Origin of the sequence: Microbacterium sp. NPDC058342 (assembly GCF_042723935.1) — a bacterium.
Lineage (GTDB): Bacteria > Actinomycetota > Actinomycetes > Actinomycetales > Microbacteriaceae > Microbacterium.
This window is the reverse complement of sequence record NZ_JBHXID010000001.1, coordinates 979,180-993,992: the sequence shown is the minus strand read 5'-3', so window position 1 is coordinate 993,992 and position 14,813 is coordinate 979,180. Positions and strand designations below refer to the sequence as shown.

At 69.9% G+C, this 14,813-nt stretch carries 14 protein-coding genes; 4 read left to right on the top strand and 10 right to left on the bottom strand.

Annotated elements, in window-relative coordinates; genetic code table 11:
* Positions 1-54 precede the first annotated feature (54 nt).
* The 7 genes from ACFWHT_RS04445 to ACFWHT_RS04415 all read right to left on the bottom strand — a co-directional run bounded on the left by ACFWHT_RS04445 (position 55) and on the right by ACFWHT_RS04415 (position 6,035).
* Complete coding sequence (locus tag ACFWHT_RS04445; RefSeq protein ID WP_378825820.1) at positions 55-483, bottom strand: septum formation initiator family protein; 429 nt, start codon at positions 481-483, stop codon at positions 55-57.
* Positions 484-646: 163 nt separating this feature from the next.
* A complete protein-coding gene (gene eno / locus ACFWHT_RS04440; RefSeq protein WP_378825818.1) occupies positions 647-1,927 on the bottom strand; it encodes a phosphopyruvate hydratase in 1,281 nt (426 codons plus the stop codon).
* Between the two features lie 130 nt (positions 1,928-2,057).
* Positions 2,058-2,717 (bottom strand): O-methyltransferase, encoded by a 660-nt coding sequence (locus ACFWHT_RS04435; protein WP_378825816.1) that lies wholly within the window; start codon positions 2,715-2,717, stop codon positions 2,058-2,060.
* 117 nt (positions 2,718-2,834) lie between these two features.
* Complete coding sequence (locus tag ACFWHT_RS04430; RefSeq protein ID WP_378825814.1) at positions 2,835-3,779, bottom strand: CPBP family intramembrane glutamic endopeptidase; 945 nt, start codon at positions 3,777-3,779, stop codon at positions 2,835-2,837.
* A gap of 30 nt (positions 3,780-3,809) precedes the next feature.
* Positions 3,810-4,835 (bottom strand): DUF1648 domain-containing protein, encoded by a 1,026-nt coding sequence (locus ACFWHT_RS04425; protein WP_378825813.1) that lies wholly within the window; start codon positions 4,833-4,835, stop codon positions 3,810-3,812.
* Positions 4,832-5,182: a GntR family transcriptional regulator gene (locus ACFWHT_RS04420; protein ID WP_378825811.1), complete on the bottom strand. Its 351-nt coding sequence runs from the start codon at positions 5,180-5,182 to the stop codon at positions 4,832-4,834. The genes ACFWHT_RS04425 and ACFWHT_RS04420 overlap by 4 nt, the downstream gene beginning before the upstream one ends.
* 25 nt (positions 5,183-5,207) lie before the next feature.
* Positions 5,208-6,035: a helix-turn-helix domain-containing protein gene (locus ACFWHT_RS04415; RefSeq protein ID WP_378825808.1), complete on the bottom strand. Its 828-nt coding sequence runs from the start codon at positions 6,033-6,035 to the stop codon at positions 5,208-5,210.
* 83 nt (positions 6,036-6,118) lie between these two features.
* Between ACFWHT_RS04415 and ACFWHT_RS04410 the strand changes: the two genes are divergently transcribed.
* Positions 6,119-6,643, top strand: a complete 525-nt coding sequence (locus tag ACFWHT_RS04410; RefSeq protein ID WP_378825807.1) for a VOC family protein — start codon at positions 6,119-6,121, stop codon at positions 6,641-6,643.
* Positions 6,644-6,772: 129 nt separating this feature from the next.
* On the opposite strand, the gene ACFWHT_RS04405 is transcribed toward ACFWHT_RS04410, so the two are convergent.
* The 3 genes from ACFWHT_RS04405 to ACFWHT_RS04395 form a co-directional block, all read right to left on the bottom strand.
* Positions 6,773-8,038, bottom strand: a complete 1,266-nt coding sequence (locus ACFWHT_RS04405) for a histidine--tRNA ligase (protein ID WP_378827893.1) — start codon at positions 8,036-8,038, stop codon at positions 6,773-6,775.
* A gap of 88 nt (positions 8,039-8,126) precedes the next feature.
* Positions 8,127-8,723, bottom strand: a complete 597-nt coding sequence (locus tag ACFWHT_RS04400; protein ID WP_378827891.1) for a MazG family protein — start codon at positions 8,721-8,723, stop codon at positions 8,127-8,129.
* 61 nt (positions 8,724-8,784) lie between these two features.
* Positions 8,785-9,960 (bottom strand): Na+/H+ antiporter NhaA, encoded by a 1,176-nt coding sequence (locus tag ACFWHT_RS04395; protein WP_378825805.1) that lies wholly within the window; start codon positions 9,958-9,960, stop codon positions 8,785-8,787.
* A 91-nt stretch (positions 9,961-10,051) separates the two neighbouring features.
* Here ACFWHT_RS04395 and ACFWHT_RS04390 point away from each other — a divergent pair, with 91 nt between their 5' ends.
* The 3 genes from ACFWHT_RS04390 to ACFWHT_RS04380 all read left to right on the top strand — a co-directional run bounded on the left by ACFWHT_RS04390 (position 10,052) and on the right by ACFWHT_RS04380 (position 14,755).
* Positions 10,052-12,721: a phosphoenolpyruvate carboxylase gene (locus ACFWHT_RS04390; RefSeq protein WP_378825804.1), complete on the top strand. Its 2,670-nt coding sequence runs from the start codon at positions 10,052-10,054 to the stop codon at positions 12,719-12,721.
* Between the two features lie 153 nt (positions 12,722-12,874).
* The gene (gene gdhA, locus ACFWHT_RS04385; protein WP_378827889.1) at positions 12,875-14,206 is read left to right on the top strand and encodes an NADP-specific glutamate dehydrogenase; all 1,332 of its coding nucleotides are present in this window, start codon (positions 12,875-12,877) and stop codon (positions 14,204-14,206) included.
* A 93-nt stretch (positions 14,207-14,299) separates the two neighbouring features.
* Positions 14,300-14,755 (top strand): hypothetical protein, encoded by a 456-nt coding sequence (locus tag ACFWHT_RS04380; RefSeq protein ID WP_378825802.1) that lies wholly within the window; start codon positions 14,300-14,302, stop codon positions 14,753-14,755.
* Positions 14,756-14,813 lie beyond the last annotated feature (58 nt).

Genomic DNA, 14,813 nt, shown 5'->3' with positions numbered 1-14,813 from the left:
CCAGCGTACGGGTCCGGACCTGTGTGATGTCTCAGCGCCTCGCGCGCGGACGCCTCATCCCGCCGGCTCCTGGACGGCGTTCTTCGCCAGTCCTGCGGAGGTCAGCGAACGCAGCAACTGCGGCATCCAGTCGGACGGCCGCTCCTCGATCTGATCGCTCACCTCATGCTGAGCGGGCGGGATCTCAGCGGGGTCGAGATCGTTGTCGACGAGGTAGACGACCTCGCCCGGTTTGACGTAGTACAGCCGCTCGCGCGCCTGCGTGGTGATGTAGGCCGGATCGGACCAGCGGGTGCGCTCCTGCTCGAGTGCCGCGATCTGGTCCTTCGTGAGCTGCACCGACTGCTCGAGCGCCGCGATCCTCTGGCGCTGGTCGAGGTACGTGCCGATGGTGGGCACGAGCACCCAGGTCCCCAGGACCACCAGCGACAGCATGATCGCGGCGAAGCCCGACAGCCGGATGCCTCCGGCCCACTCCCGCACGTCCACACTCCGGCCCGGGCGCCCCGAGCCGCCCGCTCTGCGCGTTGCCGACGCACGGCCCCTTCCCGTTCCCGATGCCGTCGCGGGCTCCGGGGACGGCGAAGGGGGAGCCGGTCGTCGTGCCATGCTCCCCCTCCTCCGTGTTGTCGCCTGGTGCGCCCGTTCAGCCCTGGAAGCGCGAGAACGCCGAGGTGCCTGCGAACACCGCCGCGTCGCCCAGCTCCTCCTCGATGCGCAGAAGCTGATTGTACTTCGCGACGCGCTCGCTGCGAGCGGGCGCTCCGGTCTTGATCTGACCGGAGTTCGTCGCGACGACGAGGTCGGCGATGGTGGTGTCCTCGGTCTCGCCGGAGCGGTGCGAGAGCATCGCGGTGTAACCGGAGCGGTGTGCCAGGCTGACGGCGTCGAACGTCTCGGTGAGCGTGCCGATCTGGTTCACCTTGACCAGCAGCGAGTTGCCGACGCCGCGGGAGATGCCGTCGGCGAGACGCGACGGGTTGGTGACGAACAGGTCGTCGCCGACCAGCTGCACCTTCGACCCGAGGGCGTCGGTGAGCGCCTTCCAGCTGTCCCAGTCATCTTCGGCCAGTGCGTCCTCGATCGTGACGATCGGGAAGTCGCGGACGAGGCCCTCGTAGTACTCGATCAGCTGGTCGGCCGACCAGTCCTTGTTCTCGAGACGGTAGACGCCGTCCGAGAAGAACTCGGTCGCCGCGACGTCGAGGCCCACGGCGATGTCCTTGCCCGGGGTGAACCCGGCCTTCTCGATGGCCTTGAGCAGGAAGTCCAGCCCCTCGCGGTTGCTGGGCAGGTCGGGGGCGAAGCCGCCCTCGTCGCCGAGGCCGGTGTTGAAGCCGGCGGACTTCAGCTCGGACTTGAGCACGTGGTAGGTCTCCACGCCCCAGCGCAGCGACTCCGAGTAGGTGTCGGCGCCGATCGGGGCGAGGAAGTACTCCTGGAAGTCGATGCCGTTGTCGGCGTGCTCGCCGCCGTTGATGACGTTGAACAGCGGGACCGGCAGAAGGTGCGCGTTGGGACCGCCGAGGTACCGGAACAGGGGCAGGTCGGCGGAGTCGGCCGCGGCCTTGGCGACCGCGAGGCTGACGCCGAGAATGGCGTTGGCACCCACGCGCTTCTTGTTGTCGGTGCCGTCGACCTCGATCAGGATCTCGTCGATGATGCGCTGCTCGCTGGCCTCGACGCCCTCGATGGCGGGGCCCAGCTCGTCGATGACGGCCTCGACCGCCTTCAGCACGCCCTTGCCGCCGTAGCGGCTCTTGTCGCCGTCGCGCAGCTCGTACGCCTCGAAGGCGCCGGTCGAAGCGCCGGAGGGGACGGCGGCCCGCTGCACGATGCCGTCGTCGAGGAGCACCTCCACCTCGACGGTCGGGTTTCCGCGCGAGTCCAGAATCTCGCGTGCGCCTACAGCCTCGATCAGTGCCACAGAAGTGCTCCTTCGAAAGGGAGGGAAGGGGTGGTGGAGCGACGTCGATCCGCTCGCCAGTCTAGCGCGGGGGGACTCGCGCGCCCGCGGACACGTGTCGCGGAGCGGTCGCAGCCTCCGTCGGCCCGGTTCACACGACCAGGGCGAGAGCGAAGCCGTCCCAGCCCTTCACGCCGACGGTCTGCAGAGCCGTCGCGTCGAACCGCGGGTCGTCGCCGAGCATCCGCAGCCCCTCGCGCGTGCCGATCACCTTGGAGTCCGAGGTATCCGCATCCACGATCTCGCCGTCGCGCCCGATGTTGTCGACGACCACCACCGTCCCGGGTCGCCCGAGCTTCGCCGCCCAGTCGAGGTAGACGGTGTTCGACTCCTTGTCGGCGTCGATGAAGATCAGGTCGAATCCCCCCGCCAGCGTGGGAAGCACATCAGCGCCGCGGCCGACCCGGATGTCGACCCGCTCCCCCACTCCGGCCGCGTCGATGCTCCTCCGGGCGACCTCGGCGTGGGCGGCCTCGGCCTCGATGGTGACGACTCGTCCCTCGGCACCCACGCCGCGGGCCATCCAGATCGTCGAATAGCCGCCGAGGGTGCCGATCTCGAGCACGCGCCGGGCTCCGCACATGCGCACGAGCAGATTCAGCAGCTTGCCGGCGACGGGAGCGACCTCGATCTCCGGCATCCCCGCCTCGCGCTGGGCTGCGAGGGCCGCCTCCAGCGCCGGATCGCGCCCGACCAGGATCTCGGTGAGGAAGTCGTCGGCGGCGCGCCATGCGCCCGGAGTGGAGTCCATGTGCTCACTCAACCCCGGCGCACTCCCCGGGTCAAGAGCCAGCATCGAGAACCCCAAGATCGCCAACGCCCCCTGATTTTCGTAACTGCGAGGGGGACGAGGGGCTTCGGCGGAGGTTCAGGGTGCGGGCGTGGACGGATGCTTCGGTGCGCGCGACCCGGCGAGCTCAGGCTGACGACGGAACTGGCCGGTCAGCAGCAGGACGACGATCACGACGACGCCGACGATCCAGCCGGAGACGCCGAGTGCGAAGGCCAGAGCAGGATCGAACGTCGTCCCGGCCGCGATGAACACCACCGGCAGACCCATGGCCGCGTTCATCGCGCCGTGCGCGAAGACGGCCGGCCACACCGATGCGCTGCGCAGACGCAGCCAGCCCAGCAGGATGCCCCACACGACGCATCCGCCGGTCATGAGCAGCACACCGGTGATGTCAGTGCGGGCGAAGTCGTAGCCGAGAAGGATGACGGGCGCGTGCCAGAGTCCCCAGACTGCGCCGCTGATCAGCAGCGCGGGCCACGTGCCGTACCGGCGAAGCGCCGGCACGAGAAAGCCGCGCCAGCCGAGTTCCTCACCGAACGCGGCAAGCGCGTTGATGGTCACCGCGGCGAACGGGATAGCGATCAGCTGCGCCGCCACCAGCAGCGCCGCCGGCGGCAGCGGCGTGCTGGCGGGCGCCGTCGCCTCGATGGCCTGCCGGAAACCGGAAAGCCCGGCGAAATCAGCCTGGAACCAGCCGAGCCCGGCGGAGAGCAGCATCGCGAGGACGATGAGGACGATCGGACCGAAGATCCCGAGCACGCTCAGCCAGATCACCCGCTTGGCGGGCCGCAGCGGCCACAGGCCGAGGAACCGCAGCCGCTGTCCCTTCGGGATCGGTCGCATCACGAACAACACGATCAGCACGGCCGCGGCCGGCGTGTACATCATCACCGGCAGCAGCAGCGCGGCGGCCGGCGTCGCGAGGCCGTCCCCCAGCCAGAGCGGCAGAGCGACCACCCAGGCCAGGCCGAACGCGAGTACGAGGTAGGCGATGGTGGCGAGTGGCGGGATGCGGATCATGATCGGCTCCTTCTGAGTAGCAGTTGATGCTCAGTCGCGCGTCGTGCGGGCACGCAGCGTCTCGAGGGTGGCGGCAGCGGCCGACGCGCCGTCGAGCGTGACGACGAAGACCCGCCCATTGCTCTGCGTCACCTGAAGCGCCTCCCCGGTGCGCAGCACGACGCCTCGGCGTCCGTCCAGGCCCAGGCGCCAGCCCCAGCCTCCGAACTCGCGGAAGGGATCGAGCTGCACGGTCTCGACCTTCTCGATGCGGTCCAGTGGGATGTGGTTGTCCGGCCATCCCAGCAGAGAGCGCACACGAAGACCGTCGGCGTTCACCCGCACCCGGAAAACGACCATCGTCCCGATCGTGAGCGCCATCACGATCGTCACGATGACGAGGACCCACGAGCCGTCCTCCCCCAGCGCGAGGAAGAACACGGACATGACCGCCAGCATCGACAACAGGGCAAGGAGCACGATCACGCCGCCGCGCGCCATCGTCGCCGTGCCGAACCACGCTGCGCGCTCCGTGGCGGCCAGGGGGATGCTGCCTGCCGGAGCAGGTCGTCCCGATTCGAGCTCAGGGCTTCGCGGTTGCAGGAACCAGCCGAGCACGGCCAGTGCGGCCAGCAGAGCGAATCCGATGAGGGTCGGGATGCCGATGTCCGGCGTATCGACCGCATCCGACAATCCGCGCTGCATCCAGGCGCCGGACCCCGCGAGGAAAGCGATCATCGCGCCCAGGCCCAGGTTTAGCGCGCCGATGAATCGGGCCGTCGACGACCACTGTCCGATCGCCGGTTTCGCGCTGCTCTGCGGCAGGCGATGCGCGACCATCGCGAGCACGGCAGTCAAGACCACCGCGGCGACGCCGATGCCGAGCACGAGAGGGATGTACGCCCACTTCGCCGCGTATCCGTTGACACCGTCCTCGCCCCAGTGGATCGCCATCGGATCGGGCAGCTCCGGCATCCACGCGATGATCATGACGGCAGCCGCGACGAGTAGCCCCAACGGCGCGATCAGCCCCGCCCACATGAATGCGGTGCGGGAGCGGCGAGCGTCGTGGTTCATACGGTGGTCTCCTTCACCAGCGAGGCGAGAGTGGCGGGTGCGATACCGAGAGAGGCGGCGCGGGCGACGAGCGCGCGGATGTCGTGGGCGAGCTCGACCAGCGGGCCGGCGGATGCGGAGATCACCGCTCCCCTGCCGCGGCGCAGGTCGACGAGTCCCTCATCGCGCAGCTGCTGATAGGCGCGCAGCACGGTGTGGACGTTGATGTCGAGGGCGGCGGCCACGTCGCGGGCGGAAGGCAGCCGGTCGCCGGGAACGAGGTGGCCGGTGAGGATGTCCGAACGCACCGAGGCCGCGACCTGATCGAAGATCGTCGCTGAACTGTCGGCATCGATCCTGATGAGCATGTCACCTCCAATAGTTATAGATAAACTATAACAAGTCGTGGTGCGACGCTGCGACTCCGGACCGAAGAACAGCGCCGGACAGCTCCCGGCGGTAGCCGCTGGGCACCACCCCGAGCACGTCGCGGAAATCACCGGTCAGGTGGGCGTGGTCGGCGTAGCCCAGTTCTGCCGCGAGCGCCGCGAGGTCGGCATCCGGATTCTCACGCAGCCGCTGCGCCGCGTCCTGAAGCCGTCGCCGGCGGATCATCGCGAGCGGCGGCAGGCCCACATAGCGGTGGGTCATGCGCTGGAGCGTGCGCAGGGAGACGGCCAGGCGGGTGGCCGCCTGCTCGGCGGTGCGCACGGTGGCATCCGTCATGAGCAGGTCCGACATGGCGTTGGCCTGCAGCCCGGCATCCGTCGGCGCCCCCGCCCTGTCGGCGAGCCACTGCGAGACGATCGAGACCGCGCCGTCGATCCGCTCGCCGCCGTCAGCGGCCATCACCGCCGTGAGCCGTGCAAGCATCTCGGGCGCTTCCAGAGACGCCCACGAGTCGCGCAGCGCCGCCGGGGCATCCGTCAGCGCCGCCACTCCGGCGGGCCGCAGCAGCGCGCCGACGGCCCAGCCGCTGCCGGTCAGATCCCGATGCGTCGCCCGGGTCGTCGCCCCGACGAGCTGCAGACCCGACGGATCCGCGACGAGGTTCAAGGCGGGATAGGCGACGACCTCCTGCCGTGAGCTCTCCCCCGGCGGAAGATCCCACTCCGGGATCCAGAACCAGGCCACCAGATGCTCGGCGGAAGCGGTCGGCGGGAGACGGTGGAACCGCGGCATCCGTCCCGGGTACAGAATCCCGCGTCGCGCATCGATCACGTCATCGACCCTAGGCGCGACCGGCGACATCCCTGTCGCGAATCTCCAAGACGTGCCCCGGCGCGGACTCGTACCGTCGGATCATGGACACCACCAAGGCCGGTCTCACCGGCACGCACACCACCGACGGCCGCCCGAACGGGTCGACCTCGCTCACCCCGTTCCTCGCGATCCCCGACGCGGCCGGAGCGCTCGCGTTCTATCGCGACGTCTTCGGGGCACGGGTGGTCGACGTCACGGAGTTCGGCGGCGTGGTCGCGCACGCCGATCTCGACTTCGGCACCGGATGCCTGCAGCTGGGCGAGCCGTCGCCCGAGTACCACCTGGTCGCACCGCCGCAGGGAGAGGACGTCTGCTACTCGATGGGCATCTACGTGCCGGACGTCGACGCGGTCGTCGCGCGCGCCGTCGACGCCGGCGCGGTGCTCCGCGAGCCGCCGTCCGACTTCGTCTCGGGCGATCGGTTCGCCAGTATCCGCGATCCCTTCGGGGTGCGCTGGTCGGTCATGAGCCGCGTCGAGGACCTCTCCGAGGAGGAGAGCGTCCGACGAGTCGCGGAGTGGGCGGCCTCGTTCTCCGCCGCGCCGGCCGACGGGGCGGCCGGCTGACAGCATCCGCCGCCTGCCTCGGTCGCACTGGCTCGGACTCGGACACGATCGGGGCTCAGCGACCCGACGTGAACGCCTCGTGAATGGGCGCGCTCGGCTCAGGCCTCCGGAACCACCATGCACCGCCCCTCAGCCGAGGGGCTTGATCTCCGCCGCCCCCGGCTCCTCCCCGGCGCGCACGGACGCGAAGCCGGTGTAGCCGTCGGCGGCGGAGCGCTCCAGCAGCGCCTTGAGGTTCTTCGTGCGCCGCTCCAGGCGCACGCGCGCCGCGCCGCCGTCGCGGAGCAGCGCCGCCTTGTGCGCCAGCAGCTCGGTCACCGGCACGTCGGCGTCGTGCACGAGCACGACCGCCTGCGCAGCATCCGCCTCCCGCTCCGCGACCAGATCGACGATGCGCTCGAACCCGATCGAGAAGCCCACCGCCGGTACCTGCTGGCCGAGGAAGCGCCCGATCATGCCGTCGTAGCGACCGCCGCCCCCCAGCGAATATCCCACCGACGGGTGCGCGAGCTCGAAGATCGTGCCCGTGTAGTAGCCCATGCCGCGCACGAGGAACGGGTCGTACACGAGCGGCGGTTCGCCCGCCTCCGGGCGCGCCGAGACGACGGCTTCCCCCAGACTCACGAGGTGCGCGACGATCTCCTCGGGCGCGCCCTCGGGAAGCGCCTTGCGGATCTGCCGTTCCCCGTACAGGTTGTGCTCCATCGTCTGCGGGCGGGTCAGGAACGTCTCGAACGCGTCGACGGCGGATGCCGACACGCCGCGCTCCCGCAGCTCGGCGGCCACGCCCTCCGGGCCGACCTTGTCGAGCTTGTCGATGGTGATCAGCACCCCGGGGCGCTCCTCCGCCGCGAAGCCGAACGAGTCCAGCATCCAGTCCAGGACGCGACGGTCGTTCACCCGCACGATGCCGCCCTCGAGTCCGAGCGCGTCGATCGTGTCGAGCGAGGCGACCATGAGCTCGGCCTCGGCCCGCGCGCTCTCGTCGCCCATGATGTCGATGTCGCACTGCACGAACTGGCGGTAGCGCCCCTTCTGCGGGCGCTCCGCGCGCCACACCGGCCCGATCTGGATCGATCGGAACACGGTGGGAAGCTGCCCGCGGTTGGTCGCGTAGAAGCGCGCGAGCGGAACGGTGAGGTCGTAGCGCAGACCCAGATCGCTGAGCGCGGCGGGGTCGTCGGCGGCGGCGCGGATGCCGTCGGCGTCGAGCCCACGGCGCAGGATGTTGTACGAGAGCTTCTCGTTGTCGCCGCCGATGCCCGCGTGCAGCCGGTCGTACTCCTCGACCACGGGCGTCTCGATCTCGTCGAACCCGTGCGCGCGGTAGCGATCGCGGATCACGGCGAGCACGCGCTCGCGACGGGCCTTGTCAGCGGGGAGGAAGTCGCGCATGCCGCGCGGCGGGTTCACGGTTGCCACCCGTCCATCTTCCCAGGTCCCGATCGACGTCGTGTCCGCCACGGGCGCTGCGCCCGGCGAATCAGTGACGCGATTCCGCCGCCCGCACGTCCGTCTCGAGCAGTCGCAGCCGCTCGCGCAGGGCGCGCTCGGCGTCCCATCCCTGCTCGCGCGCCCTGGCGACGAGGGCCAGCAGCGTCTCGCCGAGTTCGGCCTCGGACGCGGGGGTCGGCCCCTCGGCCGGGACCTCGAGGACCTTCGACGCCCGACCCAGCACCTTCTGTGCGCGAGCGAGGGCGGGCATGCCCGAGGGGACTCCGTCGAGCACGCTGCGGCGCTCGCGCTTCTCCGCGGCCTTGGCTGCGTTCCAGTGCACGAGCACCTCTTCCGGCGTGTTCGCGACCGCATCGCCGAAGACATGCGGATGCCTGCGCACCATCTTCTCGGTGAGCCCGCGGGCGACCTCGTCGATGTCGAACGGGTCGTCCGGGTCCTGTGCGGCGACGGCGGAGTGGAACAGCACCTGCCACAGCAGGTCGCCGAGCTCCTCGCGCAGCTCGACGCGGTCGTCGGATTCGACGGCATCGATCAGCTCATGGGATTCCTCGATGAGATAGGGGACGAGGTCGCGATGGGTGATCTGCTGCGACCAGACGCATCGCTCGCGAACCAGGCGCATGGTCTCCGCTGCGGCACGGAGCGGGTCGGAGATCTGCAGCGGGTCGGTCACGGGTGCCTCCTCAGTCCGTCGCGAGTCTGCGGTAGTGACGGGCGCGCATCGAGACGACCACTCCGGACAGCACCAGGGCGATCAGCGAGCCCGCGAGCACGCCGAGGATCGCCTCGTCGCGCACCGTCGCATCGCCGGCGAACGCCAGGTTGGCCAGCAGCAGGGAGACCGTGAACCCGATGCCGCCCAGCACCCCGGCGGCGATCAGGTCGGGCAGCACCAGCGCAGGCGCCGTGCCACGCGGACGCAGCTGCAGGCTCAGCCAGCCGAACAGGGTGATCCCGATCACCTTGCCGACGGGGAGGGCGATCAGGATGCCCCAGAACGCCGGCGACAGCTCGCTCGGCGCCACCTGCGGGATGACGACGAAGGCGGCGACGAACGCGAACACGGGAAGGATGAGGCCGTTCACCGTCGGCTCGAGAGCGTGCCGCACCCGCTCAGCGGGCACGGGCGCCATCACCAATCCGAGCAGGACGCCGGCGATGGTGGCGTGGATGCCCGACACCGCCATCAGCCCCCAGGCGATCACGCCCACGACGCCCATCGCCACCGCGATCCCGGAATGACCGGTGGCGTGCAGCCAGTGGCTGAGCGCCCAGAACGCCGCGACGGCGACCACGGCGAGCGCGAACATCAGCCAGTCCACGTCGTGTGCGAAGAGGACCGCGATGAAGACGATGCCGATGATGTCGTCGAGGATGGCGAGCGCGAGCAGGAACACCCGCACCGCGCCGGGCAGGCCCTTCCCGAACATGGCCAGCACGCCGAGCGCGAACGCGATGTCGGTCGCGGTGGGGATGGGCCAACCGGATGCGGTGGCGGCGCCGGACGCGGAAGCCGGACCCGCGATCAGCAGGTAGACGGCGATCGGCACGAGCACCCCTCCGGCGGCGGCGATCGCCGGCTGCACGGCCTTGCGCGGCGAGTTGAGCTCGCCGTGGGTGAGTTCGTGACGCAACTCGATGGCGACGACGAGGAAGAAGATCGCGAGCAGTCCGTCGGCCACCCACTCCTCGACCGAAAGGTCCATCGCCGTGCCCGGGATCGCGATGTGCGCGTGGAGCACCGCCGCGATCGGGTCATGGGTGGGGAGGTTGGCGACGAGCAGCCCGATCGCCGCCGCCGCGAGAAGGAGGGCTGCGGGGAACTGCTGACCGCGAAGGGGGTTGGCCGAGATGCGCATCCCGTCCATCGTAGGCGGCGCTCGCGCGTCGCCCGGGAAAGCCCACGTCATGAAGAAGGGACGCCCGGCATCCCCGGGATAATGTCGGAACATGGCCGTCGAACCCACGAACACCGAAGCCATCCGCGTCATCTCCCGATTCGAGGCATCCAACGGCATTCCCGACAGCATGCGCGCTGACGTGCGCATGCTGGGCGGGCTGCTGGGCCAGGTGCTGCGTGAATCCGGAACCCCGGGCCTTTACGAGGACGTCGAGCGTCTGCGACTCGCGACCATCCAGGCGGCGGATGCCGACGGCGACGAGGCGTTCGAGCGCGCCGCGTCCATCGCCGACTCCTTCACGATCGAGCGCGCCGACGAGGTCGCGCGGGCGTTCACCTGCTACTTCCATCTCGTCAACCTCGCCGAGGAGCACCAGCGCGTGCGCGTGCTGCGCGAGCGCGCCGGGCAGCCCGGCCGGGAGGATGCCGTCGACACCGTCGCCGCCGCCTACACGCAGCTGCGGCGCGAGGTGGGCGACGACGAGGCGGCGAGGAGGCTCGGCGAGCTGCGCTTCCACCCCGTCTTCACCGCACACCCCACCGAGGCGCGCCGCAGGGCGGTGTCCGGCAGCATCCGGCGTCTGTCCGACCTGCTCACCCAGAACGACGCGGCGAGCCCCGGCGGCGCGGAGCAGCGCCGCGCGCACCGCCGGATGCTGGAAGAGGTCGACACGCTCTGGCGCACCGCTCCGCTGCGCGCCCAGAAGCCGTCGCCGACCGACGAGGTGCGCACCGTCATGAGCGTCTTCGACGAGACGCTCTTCACCACGGTGCCGCACGTGTACCGGCGCATCGACGACGCACTGCGGGGCGAAGCGTCCGGCAACGGCGCGCCGGCAGTGCCGGCGTTCGTGCGCGTGGGCTCCTGGGTGGGCGGCGATCGCGACGGCAATCCGTTCGTCACCGCCTCGGTCACCAGAGAAGCCGCCGAGATCGCCGCCGACCATGTGCTGCGGGGTCTTGAGCGCGCGATCGAGCGGATCGGCCGCACGCTCACGCTCGACGCGGCCGACACGCCGCCGAGCGCGGCGGTCGCCGCGCTGTGGACCCGCTTCGAGCAGGAGCAGCCGTCGCTGGCCGCCGAGATCGCCAAGCGCTCGCCGGACGAACCGCACCGCCGGGTGATGCTGTCGCTGGCGCACCGCGTGCACGCGACCCGCTCCGGCGCGCCGGATGCCTATGCCGCACCCGAGGAGCTCCTCGGCGACCTGCGCACCCTGCAGTCGTCGCTGAGCGACGCCGGTGCCACCCGGCATGCCTTCGGCGGGGTGCAGCACCTGATCTGGCAGGTGGAGACCTATGGCTTCCACCTGACCGAGCTCGAGGTGCGCCAGCACTCCCAGGTGCACGCCGAGGCGCTCGCCGAGCTCGAGGCCGGCGGCGAGCTCAGCGAGCGCACGGGCGAGGTGCTCGAGGTGTTCCGCGCGATCGCAGACATCCAGCGCCGCTTCGGTCCGCGCGCCGCGGGACGCTACGTCGTGTCGTTCACCCAGTCCGCCGACGACCTTGCGGCGGTGCACAAGCTCGCGGCGCACGCGCTGGGCGACGACGCCCCCGTGCTCGACGTCGTGCCGCTGTTCGAGACGTTCGCCGACCTGCGGGCCGCCCCCGGCATCCTCGCCGAGGTCGTGCGGTTCCCAGAGTTCCGTGCCCGGCTGGATGCCACCGGCAACCGGCTCGAGGTCATGCTCGGCTACTCCGACTCGTCCAAGGACGTCGGTCCGGTCGCCGCGAACCTCGCGCTGTACGAGGCGCAGCGCGACATCGCGCAGTGGGCGGTGGAGTCCGGCATCCGCCTCACCCTCTTCCATGGCCGCGGCGGTGCCCTCGGCCGCGGCGGGGGGCCCGCGAACTCCGCGATCCTCGCGCAGCCGCCGCACTCGGTCGACGGCCGCTTCAAGCTCACCGAGCAGGGAGAGGTCATCTTCGCCCGCTACGGCGAGCCCGCCATCGCCATGCGGCACATCGACCAGGTCGCAGCGGCGACGCTGCTCGCATCCTCCCCCACGGTCGAGGAGCGCACCAGCGGCGCCGCCGAGCGCTTCTCGTCCTTCGCGAAGGTCATGGACGTCGCCTCGCGCGAGCGCTTCTTCTCCCTGGTGAAGGCCGAGGGCTTCGCGCCCTGGTTCGCGACGGTCACGCCCATGGAGGAGATCGGGCTGCTGGCGCTCGGATCGCGCCCGGCGCGCCGTGGTCTCTCGGTCGAGTCCCTCGAGGATCTGCGCGCCATCCCGTGGGTGTTCGCGTGGACGCAGGCGCGCATCAACCTCGCCGGCTGGTTCGGACTCGGCACGGCCCTCGAGGCGGTCGGCGACGAGCGGGCCCTGCAGGAGGCGTACCGCGAGTGGCCGCTGCTGCGCACGATGGTCGACAACGTCGCCATGAGCCTGGCCAAGACCGACGAGCGCATCGCGCGCGAGTACCTCGCCCTCGGCGATCGCGACGACCTCGCCGCGATCGTGCTCGACGAGCTGCGCCTGACCCGCGAATGGGTCATCCGCCTGACCGGAGGCGAAGTGCTGCTCGAGAACAAGCCGATCCTGCAGCGCGCCGTGCAGTTGCGCACCCCCTACGTGGATGCGCTCTCCCTGCTTCAGCTGCGGGCGCTGCGCGCCCTGCGCACGTCGGCGACGAGCGAACCCGTGCAGACCCCGGATCTGCAGCGCCTGCTGCTGCTGTCGGTCAGCGGAGTCGCGGCGGGCCTCCAGAACACCGGATGACACGGGTGCTAGGACGCCCTAGCAGCCGTTGTAAGGTGAAAACTCAGCCTGATCCGGCGAAGCATCACGCGACACGATCGCTCGCATCCCCATCCGCCTTCCAGAAAGCTTCCCCGCGTGACCGATACCACTGCCGACTTCCATCCGCTCAGCATCGACGCACAGCCCGTCTTCGACGCCGTGCGCAGCCTCAACCCGAACGAGCCGGAGTTCCACCAGGCAGTCCATGAAGTCCTGCACTCGATCGGACCGGTGCTCGAGCGGCACCCGAAGTACCTCGAGAACGGCGTGCTGGAGCGGCTGGTCGAGCCGGAGCGGCAGATCATCTTCCGTGTGCCGTGGATCGACGACGCCGGCAAGCTGCAGGTGAACCGCGGCTACCGGGTGCAGTACAACTCGGCTCTCGGTCCGTACAAGGGCGGCCTGCGCTTCCACCCCTCGGTGAACATCTCGATCATCAAGTTCCTCGGCTTCGAGCAGATCTTCAAGAACGCGCTCACCGGCCAGGGCATCGGCGGAGGCAAGGGCGGCTCGAACTTCGACCCGCACGGCAGGAGCGAGTCCGAGGTGATGCGCTTCTGCCAGTCGTTCATGAACGAACTGTTCCGCCACATCGGCGAGCACACCGACGTCCCCGCGGGCGACATCGGCGTCGGCGGACGCGAGATCGGCTACATGTTCGGCATGTACCGCAAGATCACCAACCGTCACGAGTCGGGCATCCTCACCGGCAAGGGCATCGGCTGGGGCGGTGCGCAGGTGCGCACCGAGGCGACCGGATACGGCGCCGTGTTCTTCGTGCAGGAGATGCTCGCGGTGCACGGTGAGAGCCTCGAGGGCAAGCGCGTCGCGGTCTCGGGATCCGGCAACGTCGCGATCTACGCGATCGAGAAGGCCACCCAGCTGGGTGCGCGCGCCGTGACGGCATCCGACTCCTCCGGCTACGTCGTGGACGACGCCGGCATCGACCTGAGCCTGCTGCGCCAGATCAAGGAGGTGGAGCGCGGCCGCATCGTCGAGTACGCCAACCGCCGTCCGGGCGCACGCTTCGTCGAGGGCGGCAACGTCTGGGAGGTCCCCGTCGACATCGCTGTGCCCTCGGCAACGCAGAACGAGCTGAACGAGGACTCGGCGCGCATGCTGATCGCGAACGGCGTCCGCGCCGTCGCCGAGGGGGCCAACATGCCCTCGACGCCCGAGGCCGTGGACGCGTTCCAGAAGTCCGACGTGCTGTTCGCCCCCGGCAAGGCCGCCAACGCCGGCGGCGTCGCCACCTCGGCGCTGGAGATGAGCCAGAACGCCTCGCGTCAACGCTGGAACTTCGCCAACAGCGAGCAGAAGCTGCGCGACATCATGGCCGACATCCATGACGCGTCGTTCCGCGCCGCCGAGCGCTACGGCACCCCCGGTGACTATGTCGCGGGCGCCAACATCGCCGGTTTCGAGCGCGTCGCCGACGCGATGCTCGCGCAGGGCGTCATCTGAGCGGGCCGTTCCGGCTTCGATGAGGATCCGAGGCCCTCGGTACCGTGAACGAGCCCGTTGCGGCGGACCGATTCTGGAGTGAGTGGAGACCACGTGATCCGGCTGAGCTTCGGAGACTATGCGCTCATCGATGACGTGATCTACGAACAGACCGGGTACTCGGCTGTGAACGATCGGATGTGGCTCCTCAAGGCGGTCTTGCCCGACGCGATTCCCGCACGACGTGAGATCGCCGCAGGCTCACCCGGGCTCCGGGTGATCAGCCCATGGGCAACCTACCGGGGTGTGAAGGTATCTGACCTCATCTACTACGAGGACGACACCGTCGGCATCAGAGTGTGGACAGACCGACCGGGCGGGTTCGAGTCATGGCCGCAGGGCATCCTGGTGCGGTACACGGGCGGGCAGCGTACTGGCGACAACTACTGGGAGGGACGAATCGCTCTCTCCGAGCTCGAGGACCTCCATGACGACGTGCCCGACGAGTGGCGCCCCTTCCTGCGGGATGACGCGGCGACGTTCAGAGAGTTTCATGACTGGACGCTATGACGCCGATTGTCTGCTGTTGCACGAGGATCATCTCCGCCACGCCATCGTTTGACGAGAT

Coding starts and splice junctions, on each gene's coding strand:
- ACFWHT_RS04425 (WP_378825813.1), bottom strand. CDS start 4,835: ATGAACCACGACGCTCGCCGCTCCCGCACCGCATTCATGTGGGCGGGG.
- ACFWHT_RS04395 (WP_378825805.1), bottom strand. CDS start 9,960: ATGCGCATCTCGGCCAACCCCCTTCGCGGTCAGCAGTTCCCCGCAGCC.
- ACFWHT_RS04390 (WP_378825804.1), top strand. CDS start 10,052: ATGGCCGTCGAACCCACGAACACCGAAGCCATCCGCGTCATCTCCCGA.
- ACFWHT_RS04420 (WP_378825811.1), bottom strand. CDS start 5,182: ATGCTCATCAGGATCGATGCCGACAGTTCAGCGACGATCTTCGATCAG.
- ACFWHT_RS04410 (WP_378825807.1), top strand. CDS start 6,119: ATGGACACCACCAAGGCCGGTCTCACCGGCACGCACACCACCGACGGC.
- ACFWHT_RS04435 (WP_378825816.1), bottom strand. CDS start 2,717: ATGGACTCCACTCCGGGCGCATGGCGCGCCGCCGACGACTTCCTCACC.
- ACFWHT_RS04405 (WP_378827893.1), bottom strand. CDS start 8,038: ATGCGCGACTTCCTCCCCGCTGACAAGGCCCGTCGCGAGCGCGTGCTC.
- ACFWHT_RS04400 (WP_378827891.1), bottom strand. CDS start 8,723: ATGCGCCTGGTTCGCGAGCGATGCGTCTGGTCGCAGCAGATCACCCAT.
- ACFWHT_RS04430 (WP_378825814.1), bottom strand. CDS start 3,779: ATGATCCGCATCCCGCCACTCGCCACCATCGCCTACCTCGTACTCGCG.